The organism is Streptomyces sp. MRC013, assembly GCF_023614235.1.
In the GTDB taxonomy this organism is placed as follows: Bacteria; Actinomycetota; Actinomycetes; order Streptomycetales; family Streptomycetaceae; genus Streptomyces.
On the sequence record NZ_CP094264.1, the window covers coordinates 3,126,993 to 3,146,122 of the forward strand.

The window sequence follows — 19,130 nt, forward strand, 5'->3', positions numbered from 1 at the left end:
GGATTCCGTTATGCCTTCATGTCAATGGGTTATGCCTTTGGGGTATACCCCGGCGGAAAATTTCGCGGAAATGGTTCGGCCGCCCGCAAAATCGAGATGTGGTGAGAATAGGGACGGCGTGGCCGACAGGTCCGGAACGGTGTGTTTTCGCGATTGCGGGGAGCTCGGTCCGCCAGGCGGCCCCGTCCGCGCCGCCGGGTCCGGATCGTGCCGCCCGGGACACGCGGTTCGGCCGCGTCGGCCGGATCGCGCGGTCGGGGGTGTGCCGGCCGGATCGCGCGGTCGGGGGTGTGCCGGTCGGGCCGTGGGGTCGGGGGCGTGCCGGTCGGGCCGTGGGGTCCGGTCACGCTGCTCCGGTGGCGTACGGCCCGGGCCGCACCGATCGGATCGCACCACCCGGGCCGCACCACCCGGACGAACCGACCGGGGCGCACCGCTCGGGGGCGCGGTCCGGGCCGCACCGGTCCGGCCGTGTCGTGCACGACGGTTGGGGCCGGAGGCGGCGCCGCGCGGCGGGCGGACGGAGGGGCGACGGTAGCGCAGGGCGGAGGCGCGGGGCCGCGGTCCTCAGCGCGGCAGGCTGACCGGTGGGAACGTCCCCGGGGGAGGAACTCCGGGGCTCCGTCGGGGTGGTGGGCCGGTCCGCCGTCCTTCCCCGCGGCAGCCCCGGGGGCCCGGGGCGCCTCGTCCGGGCCGTGGCCGCCGTGCACCCCGTACGGGGCCGGAGGCTGCGGGGTCGCCGCTATCGCGCGGGCCACGCGCCGCGCCTCCGCCGCCAGTTCCCGCAGCAGGCCGCCGAGCGGCCGGACGAAGCCCACGAAGTACAGGTCCGGCGCCCCCGCCGCCGTGCGCGCCCCGTACGCGCGCGGGCGGCCGCGCCCGTCCAGTACTCCCAGATGCCCCACCAGCCCCTCCAGTGCGGCCCGGTAGCCGGTCGCCGCTATCACCGCGTCCGGGAGCACCGACGAACCGTCCGCCAGGGCCACCCCGCCGCCCTCCTCGAAGCCCGTCACCGCGGCCACCGGCTCCACCCGCCCGCGCCGCACCGCTTCGACCAGCCCCGTGTCGTACACCGGCACCGAACCGTCCCGCCGCAGCCGCGCGTACGGTCCGGTGCCCGGGCGCGGCAGCCCGTACGCCGACAGATCCGGTACCGTCACCCGCTGCAGCGCCCGCAGCAGCCGGTCCGCCGCCCACACCGGCCACCACCGCACCAGGATCGCGGTGGCCTGCGCCGGCCAGCCCGCGACCGAGCGGCGCACGACGTGCGGCACGGTGCGGACGGCCAGCCGCACCCGCGCCGCGCCGCCCTCCGCCAAGTCGACGGCGATCTCCGCACCGCTGTTCCCGGCGCCGACCACCAGCACGTCCTTCCCCGCGTACGGGGCGGGGGAGCGGTACGCGGAGGCGTGCCTCAGGTCGCCCGCCCACTCGTCCCGGCCCGGCCAGGAGGGAAGCACCGGCACGCGCGCGGCGCCCGTCGCGACGACGACCGCCCGCGTGGTCAGGCGCCGCCCTCCGGAGGCGTGCAGCACCCAGTGGGCGCCGCCCGCGTCACCGTCGCGCCCGTCCCCGCTCCGCGCCGCCCGCTCTATGCGGAGGACCTCGACGCCGGTCACGACCTCCAGGCCGTGGACCTCCGCGTACCCCTCCAGGTACCGGACCACGTCGTCGCGCGACACCCACCGCCCGAACGACCGGGGCATCGGCAGTCCCGGCAGCGAGGACAGGCGGCGCGTCGTGTGCAGCCGCAACCGGTCGTGGTGGCGCCGCCAGGACGCGGCCACGGCGGGGGACTTCTCCAGGACGACCGCCCGCACTCCGCGCTCGCGCAGCGCCGCCGCCGCGGCGAGCCCGCCCGGACCGCCGCCGACGACGTAGACGGGCGGTCCCAGCACGGGGGCCGGGGGCGCGGGGGGCGGACTGCTCGCAGGGGCCATGGACGCCGAGCGTAACGGCCGTCGCGACCGCCCGATCCCGGCTTTGAGGGGAAACCGGTCACGAGGAGGCCGCGCTGTCCACGGGGCCGCACCGCCTGCGGGGGCGGAGCCGCCGGCGCGGCGCGGTGCGCGGTGGCGGTGCACGGTGCGCGGTGCGGGGCGCGGTGATGCGATGTGATGCGTGGCGGTGCGGTGCGTGGCGGTGCGGTGCGACGCGGTGTGGTGCGCGGCGGCGCGCGGTGGTCGGTGCGGGGCGCGGTGGTGCGGTGTGCGGCGCGGTGGTCGGCCCTGGCGCAGGAGGGTGGTGCGGGTCGCCCTAAGCGGGGCCCGGCCGAACCCCTGCCCGGGGCGACCCGCGGAAGGACTGCGGGCGCCACCCCGGACCCGGCCGTCCCACCCGAGGCCACCCCGTCCCGTCCGAGGCCGGCCGACCCTTCCCGGAGCCGGCCGTCCCTTCCGGGTCGGGTGGTCTCTTCCCGAGGATGGTCGCCCTTTCCGGGTCGGTCGCCCCTTCCGGGGCGGGTCGCCTCCTCCGGGGGTGGGGCGGCCCGTCCGAGGGCGTCCGGTCCCTGCCGGGCGTCAGGGCCAGAGCAGGCCCCGCGACCAGGGGGCGGCGGGCGACGCGCGGTCGTAGCGCAGGCGGAGGTGGCGGCGCCGCGCGTCGCCCTGGAAGAACTCCGCCTCTTCGGGGATCAGGCGGTAGACCGTCCAGGTGGGGGCGTGGGCCCCGGGGTCGGACCCGGCTCGCTCCCAGGCCCGCGCGCTCGCCTCCGCCAGGTCCTGCACGGAGGCGAGCGGCGCGCTCTGGCGGCCGGTCAGCGCCGCCGCGAGCGCGCCCGTGGAGCGGACGTGGAGGTCGGCGTACGCCTCCTCGGGCGTACCCGGGGCGACGGGGCCGCGCAGACGTACCTGACGGCCCTGCAGCGGCCAGTAGAAGTGCAGCGCCGCGTACGGGCGGGCGGCCAGTTGGCGGCCCTTGGCACTGGTGGAGTGCGTGGCGAACCGCCAGCCGCGCCCGTCGGCGCCGTGCAGCATCACCGTCCGCACGTCGGGGCGCCCGTCCCCGTCGGCGGTGGCCAGCTGCGTCGTGTGCGGTTCCGGCTGGCCGGCCTCCACCGCGTCCAGGAACCACGTGCGGAACAGGTCCAGCGGGTCGTCCGGGGCGGTCCGCGGATCGAAGGCGGGCAGATCGGTCTCCCACACCCGCAGGGCGTGGAGCGCGGCCTCGAAGGCGTCGTGTGTGGCGTGCGGGCCGTGGGTCATGGGGACATCATGCGCCCGGTACGGGGGGCGGACCGGTCCGGGCCCGGGCACGGGGGTGCCGGCGGCCGTTCGTCGCGGGACGCGCTGCAGCCGGAGTGACAGGACGTGCCGTGCCCGGGGCACCGGAGGGGCGGTCGGGCGGAAGGAGCCGGGGTGCCGGGGCGGTGGAGGGCGGAAGGCGCCGGGGCGGTGGAGGTGGGGGAGGCGCCGGGGCGCGGGCGGGGGAGGGGCCGTGCGGGAGCGTTCCGTACGCTCGCCCGCCCCTACTTGGCCGGCTTCTTGCCCGTGATGCCGAGGTGGACCAGGACCGCGAGGTTCGGCCGGAGCTCGGCCTGCTTGACGCCCCAGGTCTGGAAGCCCTTCTGGTGCGACGCCACCGACGCCAGCATCGTCACCAGCGCCCCGGCCATCGCGGCGGGGTTCACGTCCTTGTCGACGCGGCCCTTGGCCTGGAGCTCCTTCACCGCGTCCGTGAGGGAGCCGGTGACCGAGCCGAGGATCCTCATGCGGATCTTGTAGAACCGCTTGTCGCCCTCGGCGGCCCCCAGGTCCACGACGCGCAGGATCGCGTCGTGGCGCCGCCAGAAGTCGAGGAAGCCCTCGACCAGCTCCTCCGACGCCTGTCTCGCCGCCTTGCCGACCCAGGACCGACCCGATACCAATTCGGTCAATCCTGCGCCATCCTTGGCCATTTCCTCGGCGATCTCCAGGACGGCGCCCTCCACGTCCGGGAAATACTGATAGAAGGTGGCAGGTGAGGTGCCCGCCTTCCGGGCCACGTCGATGACTTTGACGTCCCGGTACGGCGAGGAGCTGAGCATCTCGCTGAGGCAGTCGAGCAGCTTCTGCCGCGTCGCCTGGCCGCGTCGGCCGGCCACGCGGCCGTCGACGGTGCGTACTTGTCCTGTCATGCCGTCAGCTTACCGACGGGTGTTCGGCGCGCGATTCGGCCGACTGCAAATGGGTGCGGGGCCGTGCGCGGGCTGTTCCGGGCGGGTTTTCCAGCGGGGGTGGAGGGGCGCCCGGAGGCGGTTCGCCGCGGATTCGCCGACCGTTCCACGGATGGTCCCGTACCTCCCCGTCCGCGCCTTCGGCCCCCTGCCCCGCCTCTCTGCGTGTTTTCATACGCAATGATTATCAACAGTCTGTGGAAAACTCCGGTGGACAACTCTCCGGGCGGACCTCCTCCCCCTGCGGGGGACCCGCACCCGCATTAGCGTGGCCGTGACGGGCACACATGATCCGTGTGCGCTCGTGCACAGGGAAGGAACCACGCCCATGGCCGCGACCGCGGAACGCACGCCGGGAGGCGCCCCGGAGGAGAAACCGGAGGGCACGCCCTGCTGGGTGGACGTGCTGCTCCCGGACCTGGAGGCGGGCAAGCGCTTCTACGGCGAACTGTTCGGGTGGACCTTCGCCGAGGACGGCGGGATCCAGGGCCCGTACGCCACCGCCCTCAGCGACGGCCTGCGCGTCGCCGGGCTCGCCCCCAAGCGGGACGGCCGCATGCCCACCGCCTGGGGCGTCTACCTGGCCACCGCCGACGCCGTCGCCCTCGCCGCCCGCATCCGGGAGGTCGGCGGGCAGGTCATCACCGAGCCCGTGCGCGTCGGGGCCGCCGGCGTCACCGCGCTCGCCGCGGACCCCGGCGGGGCCGTCTTCGGCGTCTGGGAGGCCGGGGAGCACGCGGGCTTCGAGAAGGAGGGCCTGCCCGGCTCGTACTGCTGGACCGAGGTGTACACCCGGGCCCGCGACAAGGACGCCGTCGACGCCTTCTACGCCGACCTCTTCGGCTACCGCACCCGCGACATCGACGACCCGTCCGCCGACTTCCGCGTCTGGTCGCCGGCCGGCCCCGGCGAACCCACCGACGCCGACGCGATCGGCGGGCGCAGCGTGATCGGAGGGGCGTTCCCCGCCGAGATGCCCGCCCACTTCCTGGTGTACTTCGCCGTCGCCGACTGCGACGAGACGGTGGCCGCCGCCCTCCGCCTCGGCGGACGCGTCACCGAGGAGCCGTTCGACACCCCGTACGGCCGGATCGCCCTCCTCGCGGACGACCAGGGCGCAGCCTTCGCCGTACTGGCCGAACCCAGGGCCGCCTGAGGCGGGCCCGGGGAAGCCGGCCGGGGAGAGCCCGGACGACCGGCGTGCCGGTCCCGGCTCAACCGGCCGCCGGGACCGGGGGCCGCACGCCGAACCACTGCTCGGCGCCGTACTCCTCGAACCGCTCCACCTCGGTGAACCCGAGCTTCGCCGCGAGGCGCATCGAACGGCCGTTGGCGGTCCGGGTGCAGAGCACCACGGGCTCGTCGGAAAACGCGTCGGCGAACCAGTCGAGCGCCGCCGCGCACGCTTCGGCGGCGTACCCGCGCCCCCACGCCCCGGGCAGGAACATGCAGCCGAGCTCGGCCTCTCCGGCCTCCGGCCGGACGTGCCCCGGACGCTCCGCGCCGCGCCGCTCGAACGTGACCGTGCCGACCACCGCTCCGCCGGGCTCGGCCACGAAGAGACCGGGACGCCGACCGGGCACCTCGGGCACCACGCGTTCGAGCTCGTCACGCGGTCGGGGGCCACCGAGGCGGGTGCCCACCTCCGGCGACGCGAAGAGCTCGATGAACGCCGCGCGGTCCCGGGCCCAGGACTCGCGGAGCACGAGCCGCTCGGTCCTTGTGGGGGCGGGAGGCCGGGTGACGGGGGCGAGTCCGGTCATGGGGGCGACCCACCCGCACCCGTGAGGGTGATCGGCGCTTCACGGGGCCCGTCCGGCGCCGCACGGCGCACGAGCGGTCACGGCGGTCGGGTGGGCGGTCACGGCGGTCGGGCGGGCGGCGACCGCGCGGAGACGGCCGGCGGGTTCCGCGCGCCCGGGGGGAAGGGCCGGCCCGGGCGCGCGGAGGGGGATCGGACCCGGGCGGGAGGCGCCCGCCCCCGTCGGCCCGGGTCCTTTCGCACGGGTGTCCCCTTACGGATGGGACACCCCGATCCGCCCCCGGGTTCGCAACCACCGCCCCGGACAGGAAGAATCAGGGTGCACAGGGTCGTACCCCCATGGCCCTGACGGGGAGGTGGCAGGCAAGTGGAGCAGCTGACGCAGCACGACCCGAGACGGATCGGCCCGTTCGAGGTGCTGGGCCGACTCGGCGCCGGCGGCATGGGCCTGGTCTATCTCGCGCGGTCGGCGTCCGGCCGCCGGGTGGCGATCAAGACCGTGCGGACCGAGCTCGCCGAGGACCAGCTGTTCCGCGTCCGCTTCACGCGGGAGGTCGAGGCCGCACGGGCCGTGTCGGGTTTCTACACGGCCGCCGTCGTCGACGCCGACCCGCGCGCCGCCGTGCCGTGGCTGGCCACCGCCTACGTCCCCGCGCCCTCCCTCGAGGAGATAGTGAACGAGTGCGGGCCGCTGCCCGCGCCCGCCGTGCGCTGGCTGGCCGCCGGCGTCGCCGAGGCCCTCCAGTCCATCCACGGGGCGGGCCTCGTCCACCGCGACCTGAAGCCGTCCAACGTCCTCGTCGTCGAGGACGGCCCGCGCGTCATCGACTTCGGCATCGCGTCCGGCGTCTCCAACACCCGGCTGACGATGACCAACGTCGCCGTCGGGACGCCCGCGTACATGTCGCCCGAGCAGGCGCGCGACTCGCGCAGCGTCACCGGTGCGAGTGATGTCTTCTCGCTCGGCTCCACGCTGGTGTTCGCCGCGACCGGACACGCGCCGTTCCACGGAGCCAACCCCGTCGAGACCGTGTTCATGCTGCTCCGCGAGGGACCCGACCTGGAGGGGCTGCCCGGCGAGCTGCGCCCGCTGATCGACTCCTGCATGCAGATGGACCCGGCGCTCCGCCCCACCCCGGCGGACCTCCAGGCCCAGCTCGCCCCGCACCTCTTCGCCGGCGGCGACGACAGCGGCACGGCCTCCGCGTGGCTGCCCGCACGGGCCACCGCCATGATCGAGCACCGGCGCGGCGGCCGCCCCTCCGCGCCGCCGCCCCCTCCCGGCCCGCCGCCGGTCCCGCCCGTCCCGCCGGGTCCTCCGTCCGGCGGCCCCGCCCCGGGCGCCCCCGCGCCCGGCCGGGACTGGGACGCCGTCCGGCGCGGCGGCGACCCCCGCACCGGACACGGCCCCGCCCGGCCGTCCGCCCAGGGCCCGCACGGCGGTGCGTCGCCCGTCCGGCTCCCCGGCTCGAAAGTGCCCATCGGCCCCGGCCCCCGCCGCGCCGACGGCCGCTCCGCCGCCGCACCCGACCCCGCCGGGCCCGCCACCGGCTGGATCCGCCCGCCCGCCGGGCTGACCGGCCCGGCCGCCCCGCCGCCCACCGGCCGCCCCCTCCCCGGCGTGCCGCCCCAGCCGAACGGCACGGACGGCGGCCCGACCGTCGCCGCGCCCGACCCCGCGCCCGGGCACTGGCGCCCCTGGCGGTTCCGCATGTCGAACGACGTGTGGGGCACCCCCGCGGTCGACGGCGACCTCCTCTACGTCACCTCCTTCGAGGTCCACGCCCTCGACGTGGGGACCGGCCGCCGCCAGTTCAAGACCCGCGACGTCGCCTGGTCCATGGCCGTCGCCGCCGGGCGCATCCACGCTTCCGACGGACCCACGCTGTACGCGCTCGACGCCCTCGACGCGGGCGAGTTGTGGCGGCTGCGGACCGAGGCGTGGGTGTACTCGCTCAAGGTCGACCGCGGCACCGTCGTCACCGGCACGCGCGGCGGCGGCGTCCAGGCCTGGGAGGCGTCCAACGGAGCCGGGCTGTGGGAGCTGACCGGCGCCCAGACCGACTTCGAGACCCCCGAGGCGGGCCCCGCCGTCCACGGCGACACCGTCTACGTGTGGCAGGACGCCCGGCTGCGCGCCCTCGACGCCCGCACCGGCACCGAGCGCTGGTCGTACCCCGTGGGCGACGCGGCGTCCTGCGGCGGCGTACCCGTACGGGTCACCCCCGCCGAGGACGGCTACGTCTACGTCGCCGCCGGGACCCGGGTCCTCTCCGTCGACGTCCTGTCGGGGCACGTGCGCTGGCGCTTCGAGGCACCGGCGGTCTTCCTGTCGCCGCCGGCCTTCGCGCCGGGGCCCTCGGTCACCGGCGGCGGAGTGTACCTCGCCGACTACCTGGGCACCGTGTACGCCCTCGACGCGACGACCGGCAAGGACCGGTGGCGCATCGCGACGGAGGCCCGGCAGTCCGTCGAGCCGGTCCTCGTCGCGAACGGCAGCGTCCACGTCGGCAGCGGCAGCGCCCTGTACACGCTGGACGCGGTCACCGGGACGCCGAAGTGGCGGTTCGCGGCCGGCGGGGAGATCGTCGGCGCGCCCGTGGTGGCGGAGGGGCGGCTGCACTTCGGCTCGGCGGACCACGTGCTGTACACGCTGGACGCGGCCGGCGGGCAGCTGCGGTGGAAGCTGACGACGGGCGGCGAGATCACGGGCTCGCCCGTGGCCCGGGCGGGCGTCGTGTACGCGTGCAGCAAGGACCGCTGCGTCTACGCCCTCGACGCCCAGAAGGGCACCGCCACGGGCCCCCGCCCGGCGGTCGCCGGATAACCCCGCCCCGCGGGACGGCACCCGGACCGGCCGCGGTGCCCGCCCGGGGCGAGGGCGCAAAGGCCCCTTCCCGCCGACCGGGGCGGTGGGTGCGGCCGTCGGCGGACCGGCGCCGCTCTCCCGGCCCGTGTCCGGGGCGCCGCGCCCCGGCGGTCCCGTACGGGACGTCGGTACGCGGCCGGGCGCGGGACCTGCCGCCGCGGCCACCGGCGGGCGGTGGCCGGGCGGGGACCACGGCGCCCCGGACCCGTTCGCGGCGCTGACGGCGTACCGGCCGGTCCACCCCGCGCGACGGGCGCCGGACCGGGAGCGCCTCGCGATGCCGCCGCAGCCGGAGGGCGCGGCCCGCGTCCCGGCGGAGGCGTCGGCGGTCCCCACCGGGGAGCCGGACACGGTCGCCGGGCACGAGGCGGCCCCGGCCGCTCACGGCCGGTCGGCGGTCAGCGGTGAGAGGGGCCGCTCGAAGAAGGTCTCCAGGACCACCGTGGCCTGCGTTCCGCTGACCCCGTCGATGGCGTGGATCCGGCGGAGCACGTCCCGCAGTTGTCCGGCGGTCGCGGTCCTGACCTTCAGCAGCACCGAGGCGCTGCCGGCGATGACGTGCGCCTCCAGGATCTCGGGGAGCGCGGCGAAGTCCTGCGCCGAATCACCCATCCAGGACGTCGAGTCGACCATCACGTAGGCCAGGACGGCGCTGCCCACCGCGGCCGGGTCCACCTCGACGGCGGTGCGCCGGATGACGCCGCGCTCCCGCAGCTTCCGCACCCGCTCGTGGGCGGCGCCGGCGGACAGGCCGACGGCCTGACCGAGCGCGGCGTAGGGCTGGGTGGCGTCCTGCTGGAGCCGGGCCAGCAGCGCACGATCGATGCGATCCACAACTCCCCGTTCGAGACGGACCAGTCAGAACAGCGTCTCATCATGCGGCATGTGCCCCAGGCCGACTCACGTTCGGTACGGGCGGATTTCGTGAAGGGTGGGCCTGACGAGCGGCGGGCGCACGGGACCGTACGGGACGCTCGACGGCCGGTTCCGTACCGGGAGGTGCGCGAGCGGCGACGGCGGGCCGGAGGTCCTGGACACCGGCCGCCGTCGGGCCGGGGACCGGTCCACCCACCGGTCCGGCGCCGGGCGGTCTGGAGCGGCATCCCCGACGACCGGATGCCGCGGTGGGACGGGAGGCCTGCTCCGGGCCGCCGCGACGGACGACGGCGTGCACCGCCACGACCCCGACGGCGCCCTGATCGGCCGTCTCGACATCCCCGAGACGGCCGCCGACGTCTCCTGGGGCGGCGCCGAGCGCAACCGCCCTTCCACCGCCGCGGGGAACCGGCCCGTACCCGGTGGTCCCGTGCGCCACCGGCCCGCACCCGGCCGGACCGGGGCGCCGGCCCGGACTCGAAGCGGCGCCCCGGTGAACCCCCGGACGGTCCGCCGCCGCGTCGCCGGGGTCCACGGGGCGGACCGAATCGTCATCGGCGCCGACGAGGGCTGGCCGCGGACCGGGCGCCCGCCTCCGCGCGGGAGGCCGCTGCGGGGGCGGCCGGGGGTCCGGCCACTGCTAGGGTGACGTGTGCTCGTCAGAAGCGAGCCATCTATCATTCCACTTTCAACGGGGGTTGAAACATGAGAATGCGTCATGTTCGCGCGGTCGCCGTCTTCGGTGTCGTCCTGATCGCCCTGACCGGCGCGCGAGGCTCGGGCGGTGGCAGCTGCGGCGGCTCCAGCTCCGGTTCGGGCTCCGGCTCCAGCTCCGGCTCCGGCGGCGGTTCCGGCAGCGGCGGCTACGGCGACACGGACGGCAGCGGCGGCTACAGCTCCGGTGGCAGCGGTTACAGCTCCGGTGGCTCCGGCTCCAGCTCCGGCGGCGGTTCCGGCAGCGGCGGCTCCGTGCCGAGCGGCTCGGGCTCCAACTCCTCGGCGATGCGCGACATCCGCATCGACGAGTGCAAGCTCGACGCGTCCGGCAGGAACCTCGTCGCGCGTCTGACGGTCACCAACAGCGGCTCGCTCGACTACGAGTACGAGGCGACGATCCAGTTCAAGGGCGCCACCGGTGCGAGCGCCCCGTACGCCGCCGCCCGGGTGGACGACCTGCTCGTCCCGGCGAACGGCTCGAGGACCACCGAGGCCACCACGGTCTACACGGGCACGCAGAACGGCTCCGAGTACACCCAGTGCGTCGTCACCCGGGCCCACCGCACGATGAGCTGACGCGGCGCCCGCGGCCGTGGGGCCGGCGTCCACGGCCGCGTCCACTTCCGGCCCGCGGCCCCGGACGTGCAGCGGCCGCGGCGGCCTCCCCTCCGCGCCGCCGCGGCCGCACCCCGTTCGGGCGGGTCTACCTGACCGGCGGCGCCGGTGCGTGACTGTCCATGGCGGCGATGTCCGGTCCCAGGGCCGGCGGCGCGGGCGCGTGGCTGTCCATGGTGGTGACCTCGGGGCCGCCGGCCGGCTGCACGTCTGCGTGGCTGTCCTGCGCAGTGAGGTCGAAACCCCTGCCCGTCGGCGGCGCAGGGGCGTGGCTGTCCATGGTGGTGATTTCTTCGTTCTTCAGGATGTCGCTCATGACAGGCTCCCCCTTGGCGGACGTGTTGTCTGGCAATGCCCGTTCGGCAACTCCCCCGAGGGTCGCCGAACGGGCATTCCGATGGACGCTCACCTTAGTGGTGAGGACCTGTCGACTCACCTGCCCCCCGACGTGACGAGTCGATGTCGTCGAGGATGGCAGCCGCTCATAAACGTTCGATGAACGCACTCGGCGACAGTCAGGCCGCGCGGAGCGGCAACAGGAGCTGCCGTACCTCCACTGCCTCGGGGGCCCCGGATTCCTCGTAGATGGACAGGGCCTCCCGCCAGCAGACCTGTGCCCGGTCGATCTGGCCGAGCTGTTGCAGGGCCTTGCCCAGGAGGGTCTGCGCATGGGCCTGCATCCACGCACCGCCGATGCAACCGAGTGCGAGTGCCTGTTCGGCGTGCCGGGCGGCGTTGGCGGGGCGGGCGGAGGACAGATGGACCTGGGCGATGCGGAAGTGCGTGGTGCCCTCCCAGAGTCGCTGCCGGCTCTCCCTGAAGATGGACAGCGCGCCGGACAGCTCGTCCAGCGCCTCCGGCAGCCGCCCGGCCTGCGTGAGGACGGTCCCCAGCGCGTACCGGGCGTTGGCGAGCCGCAGGGTGAATCCGAGTTCGTCGTAGACGGCCACGCCCTGCCGGGCCAGTTCGACGGCCTCGTCGGTACGGCCGGCGGAGGCGACGACGCGGGACAGATTGCATAGGGCGCTGGCCTCACCCGCCCGGTTGGAGTCCGCACGGAACGCCTCGACGGCGCGGAGCAGATGGGCCTCGCCCTCCGCGTGCTCGTTGGTGCAGATCGCGATGATGCCCAGTTCGTTGGGCGCGTTGCCGCAGGTCCACGGGTCGTCCGTGGCCTCACCCAGCTCGACGGCCCGCGACGCCTCCCTGGCGGCCTGCTCGAAGCGTCCCGCCGTGCTGTGCACCTGCGCCAGCGTGACGCGGGCGCGCGCCTCGGCGTGGACGTCGGCGGTTGCGGTGGCGGCCTCCCCGGCGGCGGTGGTCGCCGCCTCGTACCGCAGGGCGCTGGCGCCCGACTCCCGCAGGTCCTTGGAGCACAGCAGCAGGTCGAGGGCGCGGCGCAGCGTCGACGGCCCGAGCGACTGCTGCACGCAGGCCAGGATGCAGCCGGCTTCCGTGTGGAGCCAGTCCTGCGCCTCGTGGCGGTCGGTGAAGGCCAGGCCCTCGTACGCGGTCGGCTCCAGGTGGTCGACGAGGCGGTCGCCGGGGCGCTCGATGGCGTACACGCGGGCCGCCGTCGCCAGGTAGAAGTCCAGGAGGCGGGAGATCGCCGCCTCGCGCTGCGTCCGGACCCGCTCGTCGCGTTCGGCGCACGCACGCGCGTAGAGGCGGACCAGGTCGTGGAAGCGGTAGCGTCCCGGGGCGGCGGACTCCAGGAGGGACGCGTCGACCAGGCTCTCCAGGAGGTCCTCGGCCTCCCGCGGCGGCAGGCCCAGGACGGCCGCGGCGGCCGCCAGGGAGATGTCCGGGCCGTCGGCGAGGCCCAGCAGGCAGAACGCCCGGGCCTGCGCGGGCTCCAGCTGCCCGTAGCCCAGTTCGAACGTGGCCTTCACCGCGAGGTCGCCCGCCTGGAGCTCGTCCAGCCGGCGCCGTTCGTCGGCGAGCTTGGCCGCCAGCACGGACACCGTCCAGGTGCGCCGGGCGGCCAGCCGGGACGCGGCGATGCGGATGGCCAGCGGCAGGAACCCGCAGGCCTCGACCACGTCCAGCGCCGCCTCCCGCTCCGCCCGCACCCGCTCGGCGCCCACGATCCGGGTGAACAGCTGCAGCGCCTCGTCCGGGGACATCACGTCCAGGTCGACGAGGTGCGCGCCCGCCAGGTCGAGCATCCGGATGCGGCTAGTGATCAGCGCCGCGCAGCCCTCCGTGCCCGGCAGCAGCGGCCGGACCTGGGCGGCGTCGCGGGCGTTGTCCAGCAGGACCAGGACGCGCCGGCCGGCGAGCGCCGACCGGTACAGCGCGGCCCGTTCGTCGAGGGTCTCGGGGATCTGCGCGTCCGGGGTGCCGAGGGCGCGCAGGAAGGAGCCGAGGACGGTCTCCGGCTCGGCGGCCCGCTGGCCGGTGCCCATCAGGTCCACGTACAGCTGGCCGTCCGGGAAGTGCGGCCGGACCTGGTGCGCCACGTGGACGGCGAGGGTCGTCTTGCCGACGCCGCCGATGCCGGCGAGCGCCGACACGGCCATGACGGAGCCCTCGGTCGTCACGAGGAGGCCGCCCAGCTCCCGTACGAAGGAGGTGCGGCCGGTGAAGTCGGGGACCGTGGCGGGGAGCTGGGCGGGCCGGGCGACGGGCGCGCCGCAGGGAGCGGGAGCCTCGACGGGCCGGGCCAGTTCGCTGTCGGCCCGGAGGATGCGCTGCTGGAGCCGGGAGAGTTCGGGGCGCGGGTCCACGCCGAGCTCGTCGGCGAGGAGGCGGCGGGTGTCGGCGTACACGGCGAGGGCCTCGGCCTGGCGGCCGCCGCGGTACAGGGCGAGCATCAGCAGCTCCCGCAGCCGCTCGCGCAGCGGGTGGGCGGCGGTCAGCGCGGTCAGCTCCGACACGGCCTCCGCGTGGTGGCCGCACTCCAGGTCCAGGTCGAGGCGGGTCTCGACGAGCTGGAGCCGCCACTCCTCCAGCCGGGCGCGCTGCGTCTCCGCGTACGGCCCCGGCACGGAGGCGAGGGGCTCGCCGTCCCACAGGGAGAGCGCCTCGCCGATCAGGGCCACGGCCCGGACGCGGTCCCCGGCCAGGCGGGCCTTCTCCGCCTCCGCGGCCAGCTCCTGGGCCGCGCTCAGGTCCAGGGCGTCCGGGGCGCTGCGGATCGCGTACCCGCCCGACTCGCTGACCAGGACGTCCGGCGGGAGGACCTTGCGGAGGCGGGAGGCGTAGGTGCGCAGCGCGGCGAGGGCCTGGGACGGGGGCTCCTCGCCCCAGATGGCGTCGATCAGTTCGGCGGCCGTCGCCGTGCGCCCCTCGCGCAGCAGCAGTGCGGCGAGCAGGGCGCGCTGCTGGGGGAGCCGGACGGGAGGGGTTCGCCGTCCCGCCATGCCCGCACCGGGCCGAGCACCGCGAAGCGCAGGCCGGCGCGGCCGTCCGGCCCGCCCGCCGCGGCCGCGCGCGGCGCGCCGGGGGGCCGGGGCGCCGCCCGCCGCCTGGCCGCCCGGTACCCGCGCCTGCCGTGGAACACGCTGCTCCGGCACTCGCGGCCCGTCGTCACGGCCCATAGCTCCCCCTGCCCGTACCGCTGGTATCGCCGTCCACAGTCTGCCCTGTCGGCGGCGGGCACGTCAGCACCGGGTGACACTCCACACGAGATCGTGACAGATCCGACCTGGGGAACATCGGTACGGCCGTTGACGCCGGGACCGGTCGCGGTCCGGTCGATCGCGGGTGTGCCGACCCGCTTCCCGTACCCGCGGCGGGCCCTGCGCCGCCCCCGGGGCCGCCGGGGCGCCCCGGGGGCGGCGCCGACGCGCGGGATGCGGCCCTGGCCGCGCCGCACGGTCGCCCCCGCGTCGGGCGCGGCGCGCTCGGCGGGGTCCGGCGCGGTGGCGCGGAGGAAGCCGGCGGCCCCGCCCGCCGCGCCGGCGCGGTCCGCCCGCCGCGCAGGTGGCCGAGGGGGTTCCGGGCGGGACCGGTGCGGCTCCGGTACGGCCCTTGGATCCCCGCGCCCGACGCCGGCGGGTACCGGCGGGTGCCGACGGACGCCGACGGACGCCGACGGGCGTCAGGGAGGCCGGCGGGCGTCAGGGAGGCCCGGGCCGGAGCGACATTATGCTGGGGGAGCGGTTGAGTCGTTGCCTTTCGCGGTGGCGAGTCGGCGGCGGCCAAGCGCCGGGTTCGTCGTTCGCGCCGGGCGTCGCACGCTCGTGGAGTCGCTGTACCTCCTCACCGCGCCGTTGAGCGCGGCTGCCGGTCCGCTGCTGGTGGCCGGCGGCCTGTGCGTGGGAGCGGTCGGTTCGCTGTCGCCGGGCGGGTCGCCCGTCGCGGCCCTGGCCCTGGCGCTGGCGCGGTGGCCGGCCGGTCTGGAGCGGTGGCGGATCGACGAGGTGCGTTCCCGGGCCGGCGGGGCACCGGACACCGTCCTGCGGACGGGGCCGAAGGGGACGGCCGGCGCGGCCGGTCCCGCGCCGTGGCGCGACCCGGCGCACGCGGTGGTGGTGCTCCCCGTCGTCCTGGTCACCTCGGTGGTGACCGCGCTGTGGTGGTTCGTGGGAGTCGCGACCGCCACGTACCCGCTGCGCAACCACGTCGTGCCCGGGTCGCTGCGGCCCATGACCCTGCACGCGGGCAGCGGCCGGTCCCACATCGCCCTGAGCCTGGGCCTGACGTCGCCGGCCGGGCAGCTCGCCTTCGCGATCGCGCTCGCCGTGCTGGTGTGGTGCACCCTGCCGCTGGTGACCCGGGCGTGCGTCGCGGTCCAGGCCGGTCTCGGAAGCGCGCTGCTGTCCGGCCCGTCCGTGCCGCGTCGCGGGATCGGCGGGCCGGAGCGGGAGCGCGACACCGCCCGCGCGCAGGCCGTCGCAGCGGTGACGACCGAGGCGGCCGCCCTGCGCCGGCTCGAACGCGACATCCACGACGGTCCCCAGCAGCAGTTGGTCCGCCTGGCGATGGAACTGGGCCGCGCCCAGCACCACTTCGACCGCGATCCGGAGCTCGTCCGGGCCGCACTCGCCGACGCGGTCACCCAGACCAGGCAGGCGCTGGACGAGTTGCGGGCCCTCTCCCGGGGCATCGCCCCGCCGATCCTCACCGACCGGGGGTTGCGGAAGGCGCTCTCCGCCCTGGCCGAACGCTGCGTCGTCCCCACCGGAGTCGACGCCGGTCCTCTCGGCCGCCGGCTGGACGCCGCCGTCGAGACGGCCGCGTACTTCGTGGTCGCCGAGGCACTGGCGAACGTGGCCAAGCACAGCCACGCCAGCCGGTGCACGGTCGGAGCGCGCCGCGCCGAGGGGGTCCTGCGGGTCTGGGTGACGGACGACGGGGTGGGCGGGGCGGCCTGCGCCGAAGGGCACGGACTGCGGGGGCTGGCCGACCGGGTGCGGGCGGTCGGCGGCCGCCTGCGGGTCAGCAGCCCCGAGGGCGGCCCGACGACGGTCACCGCGGAGCTGCCGTGCCGCTGACCCCGGACGGGACGACGCCCGGGCCGCCCCCCGGAGCGCGGCCGGCCCCCGCTGCCCGGGGCCCGCTGCGGATCGTCGTCGCCGATGACGCGGTACTGCTGCGCGAGGGCCTGGTCCGCCTGCTCACCGAGGACGGCCACGAGGTGGTCGCGGCGGTCGGCGACGGCCCCGCCCTGGTCGAGGTGGTGCTCGCGCACCGCCCGGACGTGTCGGTCGTCGACGTGCGGATGCCGCCGACGCACACGGACGAGGGCCTGCGGGCGGCGGTCACCGTCCGCGGACGGCTGCCCGGCTCTCCGGTCCTGGTGCTCAGCCAGTACGTGGAGGTGTCCTACGCCGCCGACCTGCTCGCGGACGGTTCCGGCGCCGTCGGCTACCTGCTGAAGGACCGGGTCGCCAGGGTCGAGGAGTTCCTGGACGCCCTGGACCGCGTCGCCCGTGGTGCGACGGTGCTCGACCCGCAGGTCGTCGCCCGGCTGCTGGCCGAACGGCGCCGGGGCGACCCGCTGGGCGCGCTGACCGCGCGGGAACGGCAGTTGCTGGCGCTGATGGCCGAAGGCCACTCCAACTCGGCCATCGCCCGGAGGCTGGCGCTCTCCCACAGCACGGTGGAGAAGCACATCGGCAACGTCTTCGCCAAGCTCGGCCTCCCGCCCGACGAGGCTCGGCACCGCCGGGTGCTCGCCGTCCTCACCCACCTCAACGCCTGACCGCCCGTCACCACCCGCCCTCGAAGAAGGCGAGGAGCGCCGGTGCCGGGTCGGCCGCGACGGACGCGTTCGCCGCGGCGACGAGGAGGAAGGCCGACGACGACAGGGCCCAGAGGAGACCGAACGACCCGGACACGCGCCTGGTCCGCCGGTCGGAGGTCTCCGTCCCGGCGAACCGCCTCCACGACGCCGCGCTCAGGCCGATGAGGACGACCGCCGCCGTCAGGGCGGTCACGGCCGCCACCAGGTGGTACCGGGCGAAGTCGCCGACCATCACCTCGACGGCGGGCGGGGTGCGACCGCCGGCGTCCGGACGGCCGGCCAGATGCCGCCTCACCTGGTCGAGCGTGTCGGCGAGTTCCCCGTGCGGGGGGTGCGCCGGCAGCGTCGACAGCAGTGAGGAGAGCGGCGCCACCGCACCCTGGACGTTGGCCAGGGCCGCCGCCGACGAGGCCAGTCCGAGCACCGTGACGACGACCCCGGCCGTCGCGAGGGCCGCCCCGCGTCCCGCCCCGAGCCCGCCGGCCCGCAGGAAGGCCCTCCGGAGCCGGACGCCGAGCGCTGCCAGCACGGCCAGCAGGGCCGCGGTGATCACGGCCTTCACCACGTGGTAGTGGAGCCAGTAGCCGACGACCTCCTCCAGGCCCGGGGAGAGGTCCCGGTCGTCGGAACGCCAGTAGTCGGCGAACGACGCGGAGAGGCCGTCGACGAGGCGGCCCCGGTCGTCGAAGCCGCCACCGGACGTGCTCGCCGCCAGTGGGCCGGGGACGAGGACGAAAGCCGGGACGAGGGCCGCGGCGAGAGCGGCGAGCACGGCGAACGCGCGGCCGCCGATCCCCGCGGACCGGGACCGTCCGTGCGCGCCGGCGGGGCGTGGGGTGGTCGTCATGCGGACGACCCTTCCGCACCGGCACCCACCCGGTCGTCGCGGTCCGCCGTCCGCTCGGGGCGGGGCCTGCCCCACCCCGAGCGGACGGCGGGCCCCGCCCCTCCCGCGCTCCGGTGCCCCGCGGCGCTTCGAGCCGCCGGATCCGGGGGGCCGGGCGCGGGCCGGCGGGCCGTTCCCGGCACCCCGCATGCCCGGCCCCGGCGGCGGCCGGGCATGCGGGGTGCCGAAACCGGCCGTATGGTCGAAACATGCCGTACGTCCTCCGCCCGGGGAGGTGACATGGCCTCCGCGCCGTCCGCGCTCGTCGCCCGCGACCCCCTGTTCACCGCCGTGGACGCCCCCGCGTTCACCGCCCGGCACCTCGCCCGGCTGGTGGGCGGGACCCTCGCCGCCGTACGCGTCCCCGGCTTCCTCGGCCCCGCCGAGTGCCGGGCCGTGACCGGGGCGCTGGACCGGCTGCCGACCGCGCCCTACGACCCCGGCCGGGTGCCGACGCCGGTCCTGCGGTTCGGGCCCGCGCTCAACGACTACCGGCTGCCCGGCGGCGTCCTCGACGCCGACCGCTACCGGGCCGACGCCGACGCGGCCCGCGCCGCGTGGGACCGGGCCGCGATCCGCCCCGACCCGGTCGCGCGGGCGCTGGACCGGATCGGCGCCGCGTGGGGCTCCGCCGTCGTGCCCGCCGCCATCGGCGGACGCCCGGCCTTCGGCGGCACCCTGCGCGAGATCAACGCCGGGCTGCTGACGCACTACGACGACATCAACCGGGAGTTCCCCGACGGGCTCTTCGACCAGGACGTCATCGCCCAGCTCGCGTTCAACCTGTACGTGAGCGTCGCCTCCGGCGGCGGGGCGACCACCGTGTGGCGGCACCGCTGGGAGCCCGCCGACGAGGGGCGCCGGGAGGCGTACGGCTACCGGCCGGGCGCCGTGGAGGGGTACCAGCGCGTGGACCTGCCGCCGCACCTCGGCGACGCCCTGCTGTTCGACCCGGCCCACTTCCACGCCGTGGAACCCAACCGGGGCGCCGGGCGTCGCGTCGCGTTCGCCTTCTTCCTCGGCGTCACGACCCGCGGCCGCCTCGTCGTATGGTCCTGA

12 protein-coding genes and 2 pseudogenes are annotated in these 19,130 nt (G+C 76.5%); 6 read left to right on the top strand and 8 right to left on the bottom strand.

Going from position 1 to position 19,130, the window contains the following annotated elements; translation table 11 throughout:
* Positions 1-740: 740 nt before the first annotated feature.
* The 3 genes and pseudogenes from LUW75_RS14420 to LUW75_RS14430 all read right to left on the bottom strand — a co-directional run.
* Positions 741-1,940 (bottom strand): annotated as a pseudogene (locus LUW75_RS14420) (flavin-containing monooxygenase); the annotation flags it as partial.
* Between the two features lie 579 nt (positions 1,941-2,519).
* Positions 2,520-3,203: a pyridoxine/pyridoxamine 5'-phosphate oxidase gene (locus LUW75_RS14425; protein ID WP_250335973.1), complete on the bottom strand. Its 684-nt coding sequence runs from the start codon at positions 3,201-3,203 to the stop codon at positions 2,520-2,522.
* A gap of 263 nt (positions 3,204-3,466) precedes the next feature.
* A complete protein-coding gene (locus LUW75_RS14430) occupies positions 3,467-4,114 on the bottom strand; it encodes a TetR family transcriptional regulator (protein ID WP_250335974.1) in 648 nt (215 codons plus the stop codon).
* A gap of 367 nt (positions 4,115-4,481) precedes the next feature.
* Here LUW75_RS14430 and LUW75_RS14435 point away from each other — a divergent pair, with 367 nt between their 5' ends.
* Positions 4,482-5,309, top strand: coding sequence for a VOC family protein (locus tag LUW75_RS14435; protein WP_250335975.1), 828 nt, complete (start codon positions 4,482-4,484; stop codon positions 5,307-5,309).
* A gap of 58 nt (positions 5,310-5,367) precedes the next feature.
* Here the strand turns inward: LUW75_RS14435 and LUW75_RS14440 are convergent, their stop codons facing one another.
* The gene (locus LUW75_RS14440) at positions 5,368-5,916 is read right to left on the bottom strand and encodes a GNAT family N-acetyltransferase (protein ID WP_250335976.1); all 549 of its coding nucleotides are present in this window, start codon (positions 5,914-5,916) and stop codon (positions 5,368-5,370) included.
* A gap of 366 nt (positions 5,917-6,282) precedes the next feature.
* On the opposite strand from LUW75_RS14440, the gene LUW75_RS14445 reads away from it, so the two are divergent.
* Positions 6,283-8,742, top strand: a complete 2,460-nt coding sequence (locus tag LUW75_RS14445) for a serine/threonine-protein kinase (RefSeq protein ID WP_250335977.1) — start codon at positions 6,283-6,285, stop codon at positions 8,740-8,742.
* A gap of 423 nt (positions 8,743-9,165) precedes the next feature.
* Here LUW75_RS14445 and LUW75_RS14450 read toward each other — a convergent pair whose 3' ends face one another.
* On the bottom strand, positions 9,166-9,618 hold the full coding sequence (locus LUW75_RS14450) for an Lrp/AsnC family transcriptional regulator (protein ID WP_250335978.1): 453 nt from the start codon (positions 9,616-9,618) through the stop codon (positions 9,166-9,168).
* Positions 9,619-10,371: 753 nt separating this feature from the next.
* On the opposite strand from LUW75_RS14450, the gene LUW75_RS14455 reads away from it, so the two are divergent.
* Entirely contained in the window at positions 10,372-10,953 is a 582-nt protein-coding gene (locus tag LUW75_RS14455) for a hypothetical protein (RefSeq protein WP_250335979.1), read from the top strand.
* Between the two features lie 127 nt (positions 10,954-11,080).
* Here the strand turns inward: LUW75_RS14455 and LUW75_RS14460 are convergent, their stop codons facing one another.
* A complete protein-coding gene (locus tag LUW75_RS14460; RefSeq protein WP_250335980.1) occupies positions 11,081-11,308 on the bottom strand; it encodes a sigma-like protein in 228 nt (75 codons plus the stop codon).
* Between the two features lie 199 nt (positions 11,309-11,507).
* A pseudogene (locus LUW75_RS14465) lies at positions 11,508-14,534 on the bottom strand (AfsR/SARP family transcriptional regulator).
* A 645-nt stretch (positions 14,535-15,179) separates the two neighbouring features.
* Here LUW75_RS14465 and LUW75_RS14470 point away from each other — a divergent pair.
* The gene (locus tag LUW75_RS14470) at positions 15,180-16,433 is read left to right on the top strand and encodes a sensor histidine kinase (RefSeq protein ID WP_250335981.1); all 1,254 of its coding nucleotides are present in this window, start codon (positions 15,180-15,182) and stop codon (positions 16,431-16,433) included.
* A 65-nt stretch (positions 16,434-16,498) separates the two neighbouring features.
* Positions 16,499-17,143, top strand: coding sequence for a response regulator (locus LUW75_RS14475; RefSeq protein ID WP_250337673.1), 645 nt, complete (start codon positions 16,499-16,501; stop codon positions 17,141-17,143).
* 7 nt (positions 17,144-17,150) lie between these two features.
* Here LUW75_RS14475 and LUW75_RS14480 read toward each other — a convergent pair whose 3' ends face one another.
* Positions 17,151-18,032 (bottom strand): hypothetical protein, encoded by an 882-nt coding sequence (locus LUW75_RS14480; RefSeq protein ID WP_250335982.1) that lies wholly within the window; start codon positions 18,030-18,032, stop codon positions 17,151-17,153.
* Between the two features lie 279 nt (positions 18,033-18,311).
* Here LUW75_RS14480 and LUW75_RS14485 point away from each other — a divergent pair, with 279 nt between their 5' ends.
* Positions 18,312-19,130: a 2OG-Fe(II) oxygenase family protein gene (locus LUW75_RS14485; protein ID WP_250335983.1), complete on the top strand. Its 819-nt coding sequence runs from the start codon at positions 18,312-18,314 to the stop codon at positions 19,128-19,130.